We start from the raw sequence: 15,680 nt of genomic DNA on the forward strand, positions 1-15,680 counted from the left end.
CTGTGAAGTTAAATATTGAAATTCGTTTATTTATGAGAATATGATAAAACACTTTCTAATTCCTTGATTCGATTCAATTCAGGTTTGCAAACAAATATACCATAATCACTATCCTTCCTTAATCCTCTTACAAAAAGGTAAATGACACCTCCGAAATGCTTCTCATAATCAAAATATGGCAATCTTTGTTCCAGGTATTTCTTGGCTGCTATGGTATAGATGAGATACTGTAAATGATAATTATTATCAAACATCACTTCATTCAAAACTTCCTTTGAGTAAAAATCCAGAGAATCTCCCAAGAAGTTCGATTTCCAATCCAAGATATAAAACATGCCATTGTGCTCAAAGAACAAATCCATTTTACCGTTCATGATACCTTCAAGCTCTCCGAATGAATTTACGCTAAATGGATATTCTGTAGTAGATAATAAATTTAAACTCTGAGTGTTAAATACAGGAACATTAAAGTCAAACTCTAACTCATTCAAACGTTTATCCTTGGATAGTTCTGACAACCTAAATTCCTGATCTGCTATTTTTATCTTAGCATTTAATACTTCTTCAAGCAGCTGAATCAATGAAGCTTTATAATTTTCCAATTGTTTTGGCATAAATCGAATTAAAGAAGCATGAATATACCGTTCCCAATATTGTCCATTTGTGAAATCAATATTTTCAAAAATATGATGCAAGAGATTACCTGTAATATTACCCTTTTGCAGTTTTTTGAAAATAAAAGATTCATAGTCTTTTAAATCAACGTAGGTATTCTGCTTCTTCGTATAGATTGGTTTCTTTGCTAAAGAAGAATAACTTAGCTTACGCCAATATTTTTCATTTAAATTGAACCGATCTGCATAGCCAGGAGTAGAAAGTTGCTGATCTGCCGACTTGGAATAACGGTAATCTTTATCGACCTCCAAAGCCTGTGAAAAATTAATGAGTTGAGGTTGTTCTGGGAGGGCTTGAATTGATCTGACAAATGGAATTAGAGAAGTATTATTTTGATAATAGGTATAGCGGGTTATAAAGCACTTATATACTGCGCGAGTTATTGCAACATAAATAAGTCGCCGATTTTCCTGTTCTAACTGCTTTTCTACCATTTCACGATGCTCATCTGTTAGGTGTTCTGTGATACCAAACAAGTACTCTCCATTTGAATCATCTTTAAAACTGCAGAAATCACGATCATTCTCCGATTTCAAATCTAAAAATGGAGCAAAAACAATGTTATACTCCAGTCCCTTACTTTTATGAATGGTAACAATTTCAATTGCTTTTTCATCGCTCTCAATTCTTTGCTCAAATTCGTCACCCTCCAGCCTCATCCCTTCCAAGCCTCGCTTAAGCCAGTGTATTAACTCTAATTGCGAAAAATTCTTATGAGATTGCACTTTATGAAGTATCTCAATTAGTTGATAGAGATTGGTGATGATTCTTTTTCCATTTCCTGAAACATTATTTAAAAGGCTTCCCTTAACACCATAATCAATAATAAACTGCATGAGTGTTGCATAAATACCATCCTCTTTCCAAAGCAGTCCATATCTTTTAAAATTTTGCAACTCCTCATCCTGATCCAATTTCAATATCTCTAAGCGAGTATATCCAGTTAAAGGGTTCAGTAGGGCTTTGTTGATCGTGGAGATGTTACTCTCATAAAATGCATTTAAAAGATAATATACAAATTTTGCCTCCTGGCTTTGTAAAACCTTACTATCATCGATAGTTATGGCAGGAATACCATATTTGGCTAACTGCGCCTTAATCTTTCGGCCTTCACCATTATATCTTACAAGAATGCCGATATCAGAAGCTTTAATTCTTCTTCTTTGGCCGTTTTTCTCAATCAGATAATCTTCGTTTTCTAATAGCTGAATAATCTGTGCAACTACTGTTTGATAGCGTTCATCTGAGCCTTTATTTTCAACGATCGTTATAGGAAAATCGACTACATCTTTATTTAGCAATACACCTTTACTGTTATTAATAGGAGATTCAACATGATGATAAACTATGCCTTCTTTTTCTCCCTGATAATGGAAAGTATCAAAATCAGCCAAAGGCTTAAAGAATAAATTCATCGCCTCAATTAAGGGCGCTGAGGAACGATAATTATGATTCATTCCGTATTTATTACTTACTTCACGAGCAGCTTTAAAATAGGTGTTCAAATCCGCTTGTCGCCAGGCATAAATGGATTGTTTTGGGTCTCCGATATAAAAAAGAGTTGTATTATGTCCAAATGCTGTATGAAAAATCTCATACTGTAATTTGTCGGTATCCTGAAACTCGTCAATAAAAACTGCTTTATATTTCTCTTGAAGTTCAGCCACCAGTCTTTCATTACCTTGTCTTGTCAGGGATCTATGTAGTTGTTCAATCATATCATTAAATGAAAGAACATTTTTCTTTTCCTTATGCTGAACAATATATTGGACGGAATCCTGAATTAGTATACAATATAATCTATTCAAAACTTCCATTACTCGCGTAGAAATAGAATTTTGAAAAGCATCAACTTCAGCAATTTTATCGAGCCAATCTGGAAAAAGCTTAATAATATAAGCTGCATCGGACTTGTCTTTCAAATAATCCAAAAAAGCTTCTGGTTGATGAATAAGCGGTAACACATTTTTCTTTGCGAAAGTATTCGAATTACAGCGTTCTGTAAGCTCATTTGTTGAATCTATGACCTCCTGGTATAAACTTTCAAGAAATGCACTTTTCTGTTCTTCAATAGTAAGTAGTTCTGAAAGAACAGCTTTTGATTCACTTTCAGAGAAAGAATAAGATATTTGCGAATCATATTCAATATATCGCTGACCATTCAGATAAGTTTCTATAAACCTTACCAATATTTTCCTGCTTAACTTATCTCCTTCCTTTTTAAATCGTTCGCCTTTTAAGAACTTTAACAGTATAGGATCAAGCGTAGTTATTTTTTCACGCCAAAACCTATTAACCTCATCCTCAATTAAAGAAGATGTGTCTTGTAAGGTTTCTGAACCAAAAAGCTGATTAGTTTCAAAAGCAAACTCATTCAATGTTTTCTGACAAAAGCTATGTATGGTCATAACTGATGTTTCATCTAATAATAGTTTGGCTTCTTTCAAAAGCTCTATAACCTCTTCCTGACCCCATTGAGCTATTGTCCGATCTACTAACAACTTAATGGTCGAATCTTCAATTTCTTCCTTATGAGCACTCTTATATGCTGTTCGTACAAACAAACGTATCCTTTCTTCCAACTCTGCTACAGCAGCCTTGGTAAAGGTTACCATTAATATTTTCTTGATACTTAGCTTTTGTTCAAGAATTAATCTCAAAACAAGAATAGCAATTGAATATGTCTTACCTGTTCCTGCGCTGGCTTCTATTAAGTTGCTACCACTCAACGGAACATCAGCTGCCACAAAATCTAAGTATTCTTCCTTTTCCATGAGTTAAACCTTTATCTTAAATAGCCTAAAAGCCGCTGAAATAACCATTTCTGAATTACTCAGATATTCCTCAAACATGCCTTCTTGTTCAAAGAAACCAAGATCATATTCATTTAACAAATATTGATCTCCACATGGAATATGCTCATTCTGGAAAATACCATTAAGCATCCTTTCGTATTTTTTTAAATCGTATTTAGCAAGTTTATCTGGGTCGTTTTCGAACCTTGGATGAAACATAAAAGGCTTTTCTTGCCCATGAAAATAGGCGCGTACCAATTCACCCAATTTCTCTCTTGCCTCTTCCACGCTAAGCGCAGACTTATCTATTTTGTAAATACATTTATCAACATCTGAAATTAAATAACTATCTATCTCAATATTACTGGCGATAGCAAGCAGATATTTTATATATGCCTCTAACCTATATTTATTGTTATGTTTTGAAAAACTAACCAGAATCATTCTGTCACCGAATACCTTATTAATTTCTCCTGTTATTTTTATTCCTTCAACCTCTAATTCAATTGAGATAGTGCGTTCATCTTGATTATTGATACTTTCTTCTACTAACTGTTTTGTAGATTCAACAGCTGAATATATATTGGTTAATAAAGTCTGCGACATATTTTTCAAAGGCAATTGCCCCTTTTTTATACCTCGCTGTATATAACCATCAAGCTCTTGCTGGCCAAGAAAAAGGAAATCTTGCTTTATTTGCCACTCCTGTAACCCATCCAATTCAAAATGTTCAGTTTCGGGCAATAAAACACGCTCTTCCCGATAATATATGTTCAATACTTTATTATGATAATATTCAAATGGATTTTTAAAGAAATTGATTAATTCATTAATAGATACTTCCTCTAATACAGAGCTCTCTTTTGCCTGAGAATTTTCAAAGCTTGCTTTCTCAACACGTTTATCATTGGCTGCCAGATAATTAGATATACCTGAAGGCTGTGGAGTAAAATTATGTAAAGGATGCTGGATAACAAATTGCTCTCTCACAAACGAATCCTCTGCATTGGTTGCTATAACATCTATTCCAGAAACAATGTAATCAATCAGCTCATCCACAATTGCTGATGGCGGCAATAAGGTATTATCTTTTGTATTCTTACCAATATAGCTAATGTATAAATGTTCTTGCGCTGAAAGGATGGTCTCCAGAAAAAGGTGTTTATCATTTTCTTTAATATTACGATCACCCTTCCTCTTCTCCTGCTGCATAATATTAAAGCTCAAAGGATCTTCTTTCCTTGGAAATTTATCAAATCCTAAACCTAGTAAAGCAACCACTTTAAAAGGGATACTCCTCATCGGAATTAAAGAACAAAAAGTGATCCCGCCAGATGCGAAGTTGTTAGTCCGTATTTCACCTGATAGGTTACTAAGGAAATTATATTTGAATACGTGAAAACCAATCTTCTCTTGAATATTTTCACTAATCAAGTTTAGTTTCTTTACATAATTAATCAACAATTGGTAATCATCATTCACTTCCTCTTCCGACTGAAAAATAAGGTTTGAAACTAACCTCAAAATATATTCGCCCCATTCAATAAGTGTTCTGTCTTTTTGTTGTTCTCGTATTGTTTCAACTAATACTTCCACAAAATGAGAAAAACGAATCAGTTCAAATGCTTGTTCTCCTTCTACTATATCTAAAGGATAAAAACTGTAATCATTCAATTCATAAGCTTCATCAATCTTCATACTAATACCATATACAACTCTATTTAAGCCATTTAACCAGCTTACATAAACTGTATCATCAGATATATTGCCTTCAATTCCAAAACGAATATTAGCTTCATCTACTATCCTCCTTATTAGTTCTATATCTTCAATATTGAAACGATTACGAATATAGCTCCATTCCAATATCTGCAAAATGTCTTCTGCTTTAAAACTTTCTTCTAAATTTAAAATCGCATGAAGTGCCCCGATTAATCCATCACTAGATTGAATACTTTCATCGGCAATTGTAAATGGAAAGGAATAAGGAGCAGATTTAAAAATAGCTTTTATATAAGGAGCATACGTATCAATATCACTTACCATAACCACCATATCACGTGGTGATAAACTTCCTGGATCCTGATTTACCAAATGAACCAAATAGTTATACAATGCTTCTACCTCTCTAACAGGCGTATAACAAGAATTCAGACTAATAGAACCATCTTTTAAGTCATCTAGGCTGAACTTGCTACGATCATCAGAAACAGCATTATTATAAATATCATTTTGAATCTTACTTAATAAACTTTTGGGAGCGGGTTCTATACCGCTATCTTCATATTCATTTAAAAAGTCGTCATCTTTGAAAAACAGTCCAAAAGTGTTTTGAATTACACTCCCCCAATTAGTTAATAGTGCATTCCCTTCAATAGGAACCTCGTATAATGATGCTTTTTGTCGTGCTTTGCTCTTCCAGCGTGCAATTTGTTGAGGGCTTTTATCATCAAACCAATAAATTGATGGAGATGGGTTCAGTAGGTTAAAGGAGATATCAATATGTTTAGCTAGCTCATGGAAAACCTCCAGATGATACTCCGTAATAATAGATATACCGAAAAAATCAATTTGAGGAAGTTTCCTTCTTAACTTTTCTTGTTGCAAAGGATTCTGAAGACTATCAATAATAAATTTCCCTACCCGGGTTTTATCTGGCATTTTATCTCCTATTTTACCCTTCACAGCAATCCATAGGTATTTTTGCCAATTATTTTCACTCAAATCAGGAGTTTGAGTATTATTCCACTCATTAATCATCTCCGGACGATATATCTGATATTGGTCAAATAGATCGGCAACCTTCTCTGCCAAAGCCATTCGTTTGGTATCTTCTCCTTGATTATAATATTGTGCGATAAAAGGAAATCGACCTTTAAAAGCATATTCATCTAATAAGCCATAAATAAGCCACTGTAGATTATCTACGGATAGTATTTGCTCTTGTGGACCATCTAATAAAAAATAAACATGATTAATAATATCGTTCGGTTTCAAGAATTGGCAATTCGCAGTAATTCCTAATTTTTCAGCTATTTGTATTTTCAGCCAATTATTCATTCCCAGTGTCTGGGTTACTATAAAATGAGGTTGAAAAACCGTAGGTAATGGTTTCTGCAGATTATTAGCGAGCTGTTCAACTAATCTAAAAAGCGAGTTGGAAACATTTAATTGCAAGCCCATAGATCATTTTGTATAGAGTCATTAAAGCGATCTTTAATCCCTGAAGCTCTTTTCACAGTTCTATCAATCGTTGATAATAATATATTTTCTGAACTCTGAATAATCACCTTTAATTTAGCCCTTGTTACTGCAGTATATAATAGCTCCCGGGTGAGTATATGCGTACCTTCATGATCTGGCAAAACGATCAGCACTTCATCGTATTCTGAACCCTGGCTTTTATGAATAGTCATGGCATAAACTGTTTCAGATTCAACAATAAGTTGAGGAAGCACTGCTTTTAATTGCTTCTCACTGTCCTCAAACCATGCCATCAAAATGTTATTTGAATCGGGTCTGAGAATACCTATATCGCCATTAAACAGCCCTAAATCATAGTAGTTTTTAGTTATAATAATAGGCCTATTCATATAGAACTCTGTTTGACTATCAATAAGCCCTTCTGCATTTAATAAAGTTTCTATTGCCGTATTAATATGATACAGTCCAAATTTTCCTTCTCGAACTGCACATAGTACCCTTATTTTATTAAATTTATTCAGAGCCGAACGAATATCATCCTCTTGAATATAGGCTTCGTAACTTTTCACAAATTCTCTAAATATGTCAGGACTATATTTTGTATCAATATGAATTTGCTCATCATAGCCTGACTTCAGAAAATCTTCAATCTCAACTGAATTATTAGAAATTATAGCTCTACTGAATTTCCCAATGCCTTTTGTACTATCAAAGCGCCTGCTTCTTTTCAATTCAATAATATGATCAGAAAGAGGATTAGCAGACTTATCTGACATAAAGTTATCAGTTAATTTAGCTTCATTATTAGCTATGAATGAATTAATTAAGTCGATTTTATTTGATGATAACGAATTCACCTTTTCCTGTGTTTGACATAAATCCCTGAACAGACTTCCAGCCTCTACCGATGATAGCTGATCTTTATCTCCTAATAATATTAAACGAGTCTCTGGTCCAATAGCATCTAATAATTTAGCGAATAAGGCTACATCAATCATAGAAGCTTCGTCGATAATAACGATATCATATTTTAGCGGATTCTGTTGATTGTGTTTGAAATGAATTGAACCATAAATCGTTTTAAGCATACGATGAATGGTTGTGGGTTGATCGCCCTGCAAAGATTCTGCTAAGCGCATAGCAGCCTTCCCTGTAGGAGCCGCCAATCCAATCCTAATATTCGGATCTATTCGTTTCAGTAGTTCTAATAGCTTTGAAACAGTAGTTGTCTTACCCGTGCCCGGCCCACCAGTAATAATTGTAAAATTGTTTAATAAACCCAAGATGGTTGCTACTAACTGCCAATCTATCCTTTCATCCGCAGATAATCCTTCCCGTGAATCATCCGAACTAAAAAGGCTGGCTATAAACTCTCTGTGTTTATTGATTAACTCAATACGATAAGTGAAATCAACAGACTCACTATTTATCAAAACTTGTATACGCTTTAAAATAATGGTTTCATAAACAAAATATCGCTGGAGGTATAGCTTTGATTTAAACAACACAAAGGGTTGTTTATTATCGATTGATGTACTCACTAAAGGTTCTTTAATCAAGTCATTTTCCATTTCTGATAGACTATGATATAGAGAAGGAAACTCTATTTCTCCATTCAAAATCTCTTTCAGATCCAGACAAATATGTCCCTCACCAAGTTTCTTTAAAACCAGGCTGGCAAAAGGTTTTAGCTTCTCTGCTTTAAAAAATTCAGCAAATTGTTCATGAACGTTATTTAGAGTTTGCATATCCTATTGCGCCTAAATGTAAACGATCTTAAAGTATTTTTTAAAACAAGGTGTTGGAACCTTTTAAAGTACAATACAAGTGGGTTTATGTTTAACCTGGAAATTTACGGAGTTAGCGATAAAACAGAGTTCTCTTGCTTTTGTATGCAGCTCATTTGCTTTTTCCACCATGAATGCCTCACTCACGGTAACTACGGGCTTTAGTGTAACTTCTGTAAAACGACCGCTACGATCAGGTTTCTCTTCCATTATTCCTGAGGCATTGTCTGTATAGTCTACTACTACTACGCCTGCATCTGCACATAAATCAAGATACCAAAGCATATGACAACTAGATAAAGCAGCTAACAAAAGTTCTTCGGGGTTATATTTCGTTTTATCACCTCGAAAGGAAGAATCTGAAGAACCCAATATATCGGGCTTATTTTTACCGCTAATTTTATGATCACGACCGTATAAACGCGAATCAAAAGTTCCGTGTCCTTTGTTACCGGTCCATTTCACTGTCAAATCGTAGGTGTGGGTTTTATTCATTGCTTAGTTTTTTCGTATACCTATAAATATAGAAAAAAATAAGCACTCTTAAAGGGTATTCTCGGAGCCTTCGCTATTAAAATATTTAAACAAATTCTCTGGTCTTCCTTCATAAGCTAAAAAACGAGTTTCTTTAACCCCGTTTTCAGTAGTTATAGCAGCAAGAGTATTTTGATTACGCTGAATCTCTTGACGGAATGAAGCCATATATTCCTTAGAAATAGGCTCTGTCCGCTGGAAATTCTGTCTTAACGGATCTACCTGTACACCATTCTTCCAAAAGCGATAACATACATGCGGTCCGGTAGCCAGGCCTGTACTTCCTACATAACCAATTACTTGACCTTGCTTAACTCGCTGTCCTCTTTTAACAGCAGTCTTAGTCATATGAAGGTATTGTGTTGAATAGGTTTTATTATGTTTAATCTTAACGAAATTACCGTTTGCACTTGTATAACGAGAGTCCTCTACTACACCATCACCAGTAGCAATTATAGGGGTTCCTTTAGGTGCAGCATAATCTGTTCCTAAATGAGCTTTCCTTACTTTTAGAATAGGATGTAAACGACTATTACTAAATTTAGATGTTATTCTGCTAAACTTCAAAGGAGCTTTTAAGAAAAAGCGCTGTAAGCTATTCCCATTTTCATCGTAGTAATGACCTTCTGATGAACCTTCTGGTTGAAAATAATGAGCCTGGTATTCTTTTCCATTTTGAGAAAACATAGCAGATCTAACCTTGATAGCACCTACTGGTTCATCACCAACATACTGTCGGTCATATTCAATTTTAAACCAATCACCCTTTTGGATCGAATAGAAGTCAATTACCCCTCCAAAAATATTAGATAGATAGACCGCCATATCAGGATTACCACCATTCTCTTGTAAAGCCTCATATAATGAATTTGTAATTGTTCCACCAATGGTCTCTACTGTTGTACGAGTAGGTTTCATCTCTTTATAAACTCGTACAGAATCTCTTAAGTCATATACAATATAGTCAACCGCATTAGGCTGATAAACAAAATATTCAGCTTTATTAGAATTATCTTTTGCAAAAAAAACAGTGTAAGGTTTATTGGCAGCCATATTACGTACATCAAACACTGGTTTTGATGCCTTCACCAATTTAGCAATGGTTACTTTATCAATCTGATAACGATCTAAAATCGTAGATAAGAACTCATTTCGTTTAATCGTTGAGTTTTCAATGCGATAATCATCTACTGGCAATCCAAATAATCGTTCAGAAATTACTTCATCAGCTACAGCATTATTTTCAGCTAGTGAGCTAGGTTTATCCGATACATTAGATTCAAAGGCAGAGAAGGTCAGGAAACTGGTTAACAAACTTATGGATAGTAACACCAATATGCTTAGTGCATTTATTTTAATTTTCATCTATTGCTTATTGCAGGTTTCAGAATAAAAAAAAGCATTTCGCCTGATTGGTTATTCAAACGAAAAGACTAATTTCATGAATTCTACTTACAATAACAAGAAAAGAAGGAATTTATTATAAATTATACTTAATTATTTCATCTTCCGGAACGCCTTCCCATTTATTTGGCACATTTCCTTTATAGCCAATATCCTCAATTCCAATCTTAGTTGTATAAAAACCGGAGGCTGTGAGCTGTCTCAAGCGGCTAAAAAAAGCAACCCCTTGTTTCATTTCAGGAGTAGCTTTATCTGGATAAGCAATTTGATCTATTAGTTCAATTTGTTGCGCTTCATTACATTCTTTAAAAACAGAATCAAATCGATTAAGACATTGCATATCCAACCACTTCAATCCTCCACGCATTGGCAGTTGGTGCTGAGGTATATCTTTTACAATAAATTCAATAAAATCAGGAACGCCAGCATCGGTCGCACTTCCTGAAACTTCGTCTTTAGGAATAATAATATCTACCAGAACAGCAATTGTTGCCATCTCATGCTCATCGAAGAATTGTTCTTCATTTAAGTCATTGATCCGTTCAATCTCAAATTTCTCACGACCAGGAACGGCTTCCACCTCTCCTTTAGCTGTTTTACCAGTTTTATCATCTGTTGTACAGGATTTTAGCAAAGCCGTAGAGCCTATTGCAGTTAATCCTAAAGCTTTTAAACTATCTCTTCTATTCATTAGGATAAGTTTTGTTTTTTTCTTTGATCCAATATATATTCAGCAGTTCTCATTGATAAAGCTAAAATAGTCCAGGTAGGGTTTTTATCTCCTTGTTGTACAAACGGTGCTCCATCAACAACAAAGACATTATCACAATCATGAGCCTGCCCCCATTTATTTAAAGCTGAAGTGGCACGATCATCTCCCATTCGCACAGTTCCAACTTCATGAATAATCTCACCTGGCTTCAATAAGCCATAATCATTTTCCGGGCCTTTTGGTTTCGAAATATTCATAGCACCCATTGCATTTAACATCTCTTCAAAAGTTTCTTGCATATGTTTTGCTTGCTTTAGCTCAGCATCACTCCATGTATATTGGAACCTTAAAACCGGAATACCAAATTTATCTACTACATTTGGGTCTATTTCACAATAATTTTCCTTCCTGGCTATTGCCATTCCTCGTCCTGCCATACCCACTTGTGTACCATAAAACCGACGATAATCATCTTTTAAAGATTTACCATATCCACCGGCTGGTTTCATATTACCATCCCGATCAGGAACCAAACCATTCAGCGTAGGAGTACTTCCACCAAAACCATAAGAAGGCATACCAAAACCTCCGCCATATTCAATATGATATCCTCTTGGGAAATCTAAATTCTTATTATCAAGCCACCATGGCGAATAAATATGAACACTTCCTACACCATCATCGTTATAACGTTTCCGATCCATTAGTTGAGGAAGGAAACCCGACATAGATACTCCGGTTGAATCATGCAAATACTTACCAACAATATCGCTGCTGTTTGCCAAACCATTTGGATGATTATTTGATTTAGAATTTAATAGAATCCGCGCCGACTCACAAGCACTGGCAGCCAATATTACAATAGCACCCTGAACCTGATATTCCTGTAAATCTTCTTTACTAATATAAGAAACTCCTGTAGCCTTTCCATCTTTATCTGTAATAACCTCACGAACCATTGCGTTTGGCACAACTTTCAGATTTCCAGTCTTAATAGCAGGAATAACTAAACAAGAAGATGAAGAGAAATCCGCATAAACTTTACAGCTTCTAGAACATTGACCACAATTAAAGCAAACACCACGATCCTTGTTTCCCGGCAATTGTTCAGTAAGCACAGAACCTCTACCGGGGATTACTTTAACTCCAGTTTTCCTTGCTCCCTCCATAATAAAAAGCTCTGTCAACCTTGGCTTTGGAGGTGCTAAAAAAATACCATCGGGCTCATTTTCCATTCCTTCTTTAGTACCATACACACCGATTAAACGGTCAACCTTATCATAATAAGGCTTAACATCGTCGTAGCTTATTGGCCAATCATCGGTAAGTCCATCGTAAGATTTTCCCTTAAAATCAAGCGGTCCCATGCGTAAAGAAATCCTTCCCCAATGGTTTGTTCTTCCTCCCAACATTCTTGAGCGAAACCACTCAAATTCTGTATTGTCTTTCCGTGTATATGGCTCTCCATCTATTTCCCAACCTCCATAAGCAGCATCGAAATCACCAAAGGGTCTTACTGTTGAAGCACCACGGCGTGGCGACTCCCAAGGCCATTTTAACTGATGTGAATCGAGCACGGGATCAAAGAAAGGTCCGGCTTCAAGCATCAAAACATTTAATCCTGCATTTGCAAGAACATAGCCTGCCATACCACCGCCAGCACCAGAACCTACTATAACTGCATCATACTTTGTTGCTGATTTTTTTATTTGAAAATCCTTCATCAAGGGATTGGTTTTAAGGTTTACAATATTATGATCTGTATCAGATAGGCTAATATATAATATTTTATTTTAATAAATAGGAAAGTTTAAAAACTAATCAAAAATAATAAGTCACACCAAGAGACCCATATTCATGTGTATTTAATTGATTTACAGCCTCTCTAGTAGTGTGTATATAATTAATGTTTAAACCTACATGATCAGTCGCCATTTGAAAACCAATAACTTGAGAGAACACTATCGGTTTAATATCAAAAGCTACCGGCCTTTTATGAGTAGCTAACATTCCACCTTGAACCGTTGAATTATAAACAACCCAATTAAACTGCGGACGATAAAAGAAATAAAATTCTCTATCAGGTTTATGGCTCCCAGACTGTATTCTGCTTCCCATAGCAGCCGATTCAAACAAACGGTTAATTTTCCCAAAGCGAATACTCGGACCAATTGCTAAGCGTGTATTATTGAGTCCCAGAGAAACAGCACTATTCATAAAAATATCCAGACGCTTTCCCCTATTCCGAAACATCAACCGACTGTAACTGCCGCGCACATCTACACCAACCGCATTATTCAATTGATATTGCCATCCGTTTATCTCATAAAAGCCAAAAAGTTGATGAAAACTGCGTTGAACATCTTCTCCGAAAGCTTTTTTTCCAATAACAGCTAGTTCCATACCCAAAGTCATTGCCTCTTCTTTTTTCGAATACCAGCTCATTTCACCATTCACATATAAATAGCCAGTTATTGGCCGATCTATATCATCCTCGGATTCAATATCTCCAGTATAAGCATTATATATTTTATGCCCTGCTCCAACCGACCAAAGTTTATTTTCCCATTTATCTTGCGAGAACCGCATTGAATCAATCGCTCTTTTATAAAAAAGACTAATACCATTCGTATAGTACTCATCCTGAGACTTCATTAAATAGACGTCATTATCATTCCGAAATCCCAGTTCATTATGAATTCTTTGCTGGCCATATACACAATTGGATGTAATCGCAAATAACAGACAAAAAGAAAAAGCAAAGATTCGATGCATTTTTAAAAATAGCCTAATTAGGTTTATAAATTCAAATTTATCAGAATTTTCATCAAAGCTATCATAAGCAATTCAATTTACATTTAAATCTCTAATTTCGCTTCTGGCTTGATTTTAGCTGCTATTTAAAATAGGTTCACCATACACGATTATTTTATGCTTATGACACAGTGCTCTCTTAAAAACTATTTTATAAAATCGATTATCATTTTCCTATTTATTTTCATTCTGAGTCCGTTTACTACAAAAGCTCAGGCTGTTTATCAACCCTATTCTTATCAATTTTATCAAAAGTTAAACTCAATACAATACAGTACTGAAACACGCCAGCATACCGCTTTAAAGCCATTTCTCATTGATTCTGTAATGCGGCCAAGCTACGATTCATTAATGAATCTCAATTTCCAAGAACGTGATAGTTGGTTAGGAAGGAAAATTTATAATGAGCATCTTATTGAAAGTAACCAAAACAACTCCCATTTCTATGCAGACATTTTACCCGATTTATCCTTGGGACGTGACTTTGCCGGAGGAGGCAAAAATACTTTCGTAAGAACTCTGGGGGCTCAAATTGGCGGAAATATTAATGATAAATTCTATTATTATATAAGTGCATACAACAACAGAAGTATATTTCCCAATTACATCAATACTTTTATAGATAAATCAAAAGTTGTACCCGGTCAGACTTATGGAGATGTAGGAGAAAATGTTCAAGACTGGAACAATTATACTGCTGTAACTTCCTATACACCTAGCAAATACTTGAATATTAGTCTGGCTTATGATAAAAACTTTATTGGCGACGGTTACCGGTCCATGCTTCTATCGGACGTTGCATCCAATTACACTTCTCTAAAACTAACAGGTAAGCTCGGAAACGTACAATACATGACTATGTGGTCTTATATGATTGACCCATTATCTCCAGAATTAGTTGATAAAACCAGGGGAAAATGGGGAACCTTTCAATACTTGGATTGGAATGTAAATAACCGTCTATCTCTTGGATTCTTTCAATCCATTATCTGGGCCAATCGCACAGAAAGCGGCAACGGAGTACGAGGCATCGAACCTGCCTATCTAAACCCCATTATCTTTCTACGTTCAGTTGAGTCTTCTGATCCCGACTCGCCTGATAAAATGCACTTGGGGTTAAATGCTAAATATAAAATATTAAATAACTTTGCTTTATATGGTCAGTTTCTACTAGGTGAATTTACTGCCAAAGAATTCTTTACTGGCAATGGCTATCTTCACAATAAATGGGGTGCTCAACTAGGTTTCCGAACCTTCGATACCTTTGGCCTTAAAAGCTTAAACCTATTAGGAGAGTTCAATGCAGCACGCCCTTATACCTATACCCATTTTGATCCTATTAGTAATTACAGTCATTTTTCACAACCACTTGCTCACCCTCTGGGAGCTAACTTTCGCGAATTCGTAGGGATAGCCAACTATTCGATTAAGCGTTTCGATTTCTCTTTACAAGGCAACTATTCTTCCTATGGACTAGATCCAGATGATGATAGCAACTTTGGGAAGAATATTTTCAAATCTTATTTTAACTATGAGAGCCTTTATGGCAACTACATTGGTCAAGGACTTAAAACTAATTTAACATTCATTGATACTCGGGTTTCCTATTTGCTAAACTCCAAATATAATTTGCGTTTTGAATTAGGTGCCATCATTCGTCAGGAAAAAAATGAACGTGGAAAAGAAAGCTCAAAAATGGTTACATTAGGATTACGTTCATCCTTTAGAAATTTATATTACGACTTCTAATAATAG

The 15,680-nt window shown here is 35.1% G+C and carries 9 protein-coding genes; 1 reads left to right on the forward strand and 8 read right to left on the reverse strand.

The window, feature by feature from the left end; all coding sequences use genetic code 11:
* Positions 1-26: 26 nt before the first annotated feature.
* The 8 genes from C8N28_RS02050 to C8N28_RS02085 all read right to left on the reverse strand — a co-directional run bounded on the left by C8N28_RS02050 (position 27) and on the right by C8N28_RS02085 (position 13,886).
* Positions 27-3,449: a UvrD-helicase domain-containing protein gene (locus C8N28_RS02050; RefSeq protein WP_132221052.1), complete on the reverse strand. Its 3,423-nt coding sequence runs from the start codon at positions 3,447-3,449 to the stop codon at positions 27-29.
* Positions 3,450-3,452: 3 nt separating this feature from the next.
* A complete protein-coding gene (recC, locus tag C8N28_RS02055) occupies positions 3,453-6,653 on the reverse strand; it encodes an exodeoxyribonuclease V subunit gamma (RefSeq protein ID WP_132221054.1) in 3,201 nt (1,066 codons plus the stop codon).
* The gene (recD, locus tag C8N28_RS02060) at positions 6,638-8,422 is read right to left on the reverse strand and encodes an exodeoxyribonuclease V subunit alpha (RefSeq protein ID WP_132221056.1); all 1,785 of its coding nucleotides are present in this window, start codon (positions 8,420-8,422) and stop codon (positions 6,638-6,640) included. Before recD ends, recC begins: the two co-directional genes overlap by 16 nt.
* A gap of 63 nt (positions 8,423-8,485) precedes the next feature.
* On the reverse strand, positions 8,486-8,956 hold the full coding sequence (locus C8N28_RS02065; protein WP_132221058.1) for an OsmC family protein: 471 nt from the start codon (positions 8,954-8,956) through the stop codon (positions 8,486-8,488).
* Positions 8,957-9,004: 48 nt separating this feature from the next.
* Complete coding sequence (locus tag C8N28_RS02070; protein WP_132221060.1) at positions 9,005-10,360, reverse strand: M23 family metallopeptidase; 1,356 nt, start codon at positions 10,358-10,360, stop codon at positions 9,005-9,007.
* A gap of 115 nt (positions 10,361-10,475) precedes the next feature.
* On the reverse strand, positions 10,476-11,090 hold the full coding sequence (locus tag C8N28_RS02075; RefSeq protein WP_132221062.1) for a gluconate 2-dehydrogenase subunit 3 family protein: 615 nt from the start codon (positions 11,088-11,090) through the stop codon (positions 10,476-10,478).
* A complete protein-coding gene (locus C8N28_RS02080; protein ID WP_132221064.1) occupies positions 11,090-12,835 on the reverse strand; it encodes a GMC family oxidoreductase in 1,746 nt (581 codons plus the stop codon). Before C8N28_RS02080 ends, C8N28_RS02075 begins: the two co-directional genes overlap by 1 nt.
* Before the next feature lie 97 nt (positions 12,836-12,932).
* Positions 12,933-13,886: a lipid A deacylase LpxR family protein gene (locus C8N28_RS02085; protein WP_132221066.1), complete on the reverse strand. Its 954-nt coding sequence runs from the start codon at positions 13,884-13,886 to the stop codon at positions 12,933-12,935.
* A gap of 162 nt (positions 13,887-14,048) precedes the next feature.
* On the opposite strand from C8N28_RS02085, the gene C8N28_RS02090 reads away from it, so the two are divergent.
* Complete coding sequence (locus tag C8N28_RS02090; RefSeq protein ID WP_246012699.1) at positions 14,049-15,674, forward strand: gliding motility protein RemB; 1,626 nt, start codon at positions 14,049-14,051, stop codon at positions 15,672-15,674.
* Positions 15,675-15,680: the final 6 nt, after the last annotated feature.

Source organism: Albibacterium bauzanense (assembly GCF_004339765.1).
In the GTDB taxonomy this organism is placed as follows: Bacteria; Bacteroidota; Bacteroidia; order Sphingobacteriales; family Sphingobacteriaceae; genus Albibacterium; species Albibacterium bauzanense.

Excerpts from the sequence above, each read along its gene's own strand:
- C8N28_RS02065 (WP_132221058.1), bottom strand. The coding sequence starts at position 8,956 with ATGAATAAAACCCACACCTACGATTTGACAGTGAAATGGACCGGTAAC.
- recC (WP_132221054.1), bottom strand. The coding sequence starts at position 6,653 with ATGGGCTTGCAATTAAATGTTTCCAACTCGCTTTTTAGATTAGTTGAA.
- C8N28_RS02050 (WP_132221052.1), bottom strand. The coding sequence starts at position 3,449 with ATGGAAAAGGAAGAATACTTAGATTTTGTGGCAGCTGATGTTCCGTTG.
- C8N28_RS02090 (WP_246012699.1), top strand. The coding sequence starts at position 14,049 with ATGACACAGTGCTCTCTTAAAAACTATTTTATAAAATCGATTATCATT.
- C8N28_RS02075 (WP_132221062.1), bottom strand. The coding sequence starts at position 11,090 with ATGAATAGAAGAGATAGTTTAAAAGCTTTAGGATTAACTGCAATAGGC.
- C8N28_RS02085 (WP_132221066.1), bottom strand. The coding sequence starts at position 13,886 with ATGCATCGAATCTTTGCTTTTTCTTTTTGTCTGTTATTTGCGATTACA.
- recD (WP_132221056.1), bottom strand. The coding sequence starts at position 8,422 with ATGCAAACTCTAAATAACGTTCATGAACAATTTGCTGAATTTTTTAAA.
- C8N28_RS02080 (WP_132221064.1), bottom strand. The coding sequence starts at position 12,835 with ATGAAGGATTTTCAAATAAAAAAATCAGCAACAAAGTATGATGCAGTT.
- C8N28_RS02070 (WP_132221060.1), bottom strand. The coding sequence starts at position 10,360 with ATGAAAATTAAAATAAATGCACTAAGCATATTGGTGTTACTATCCATA.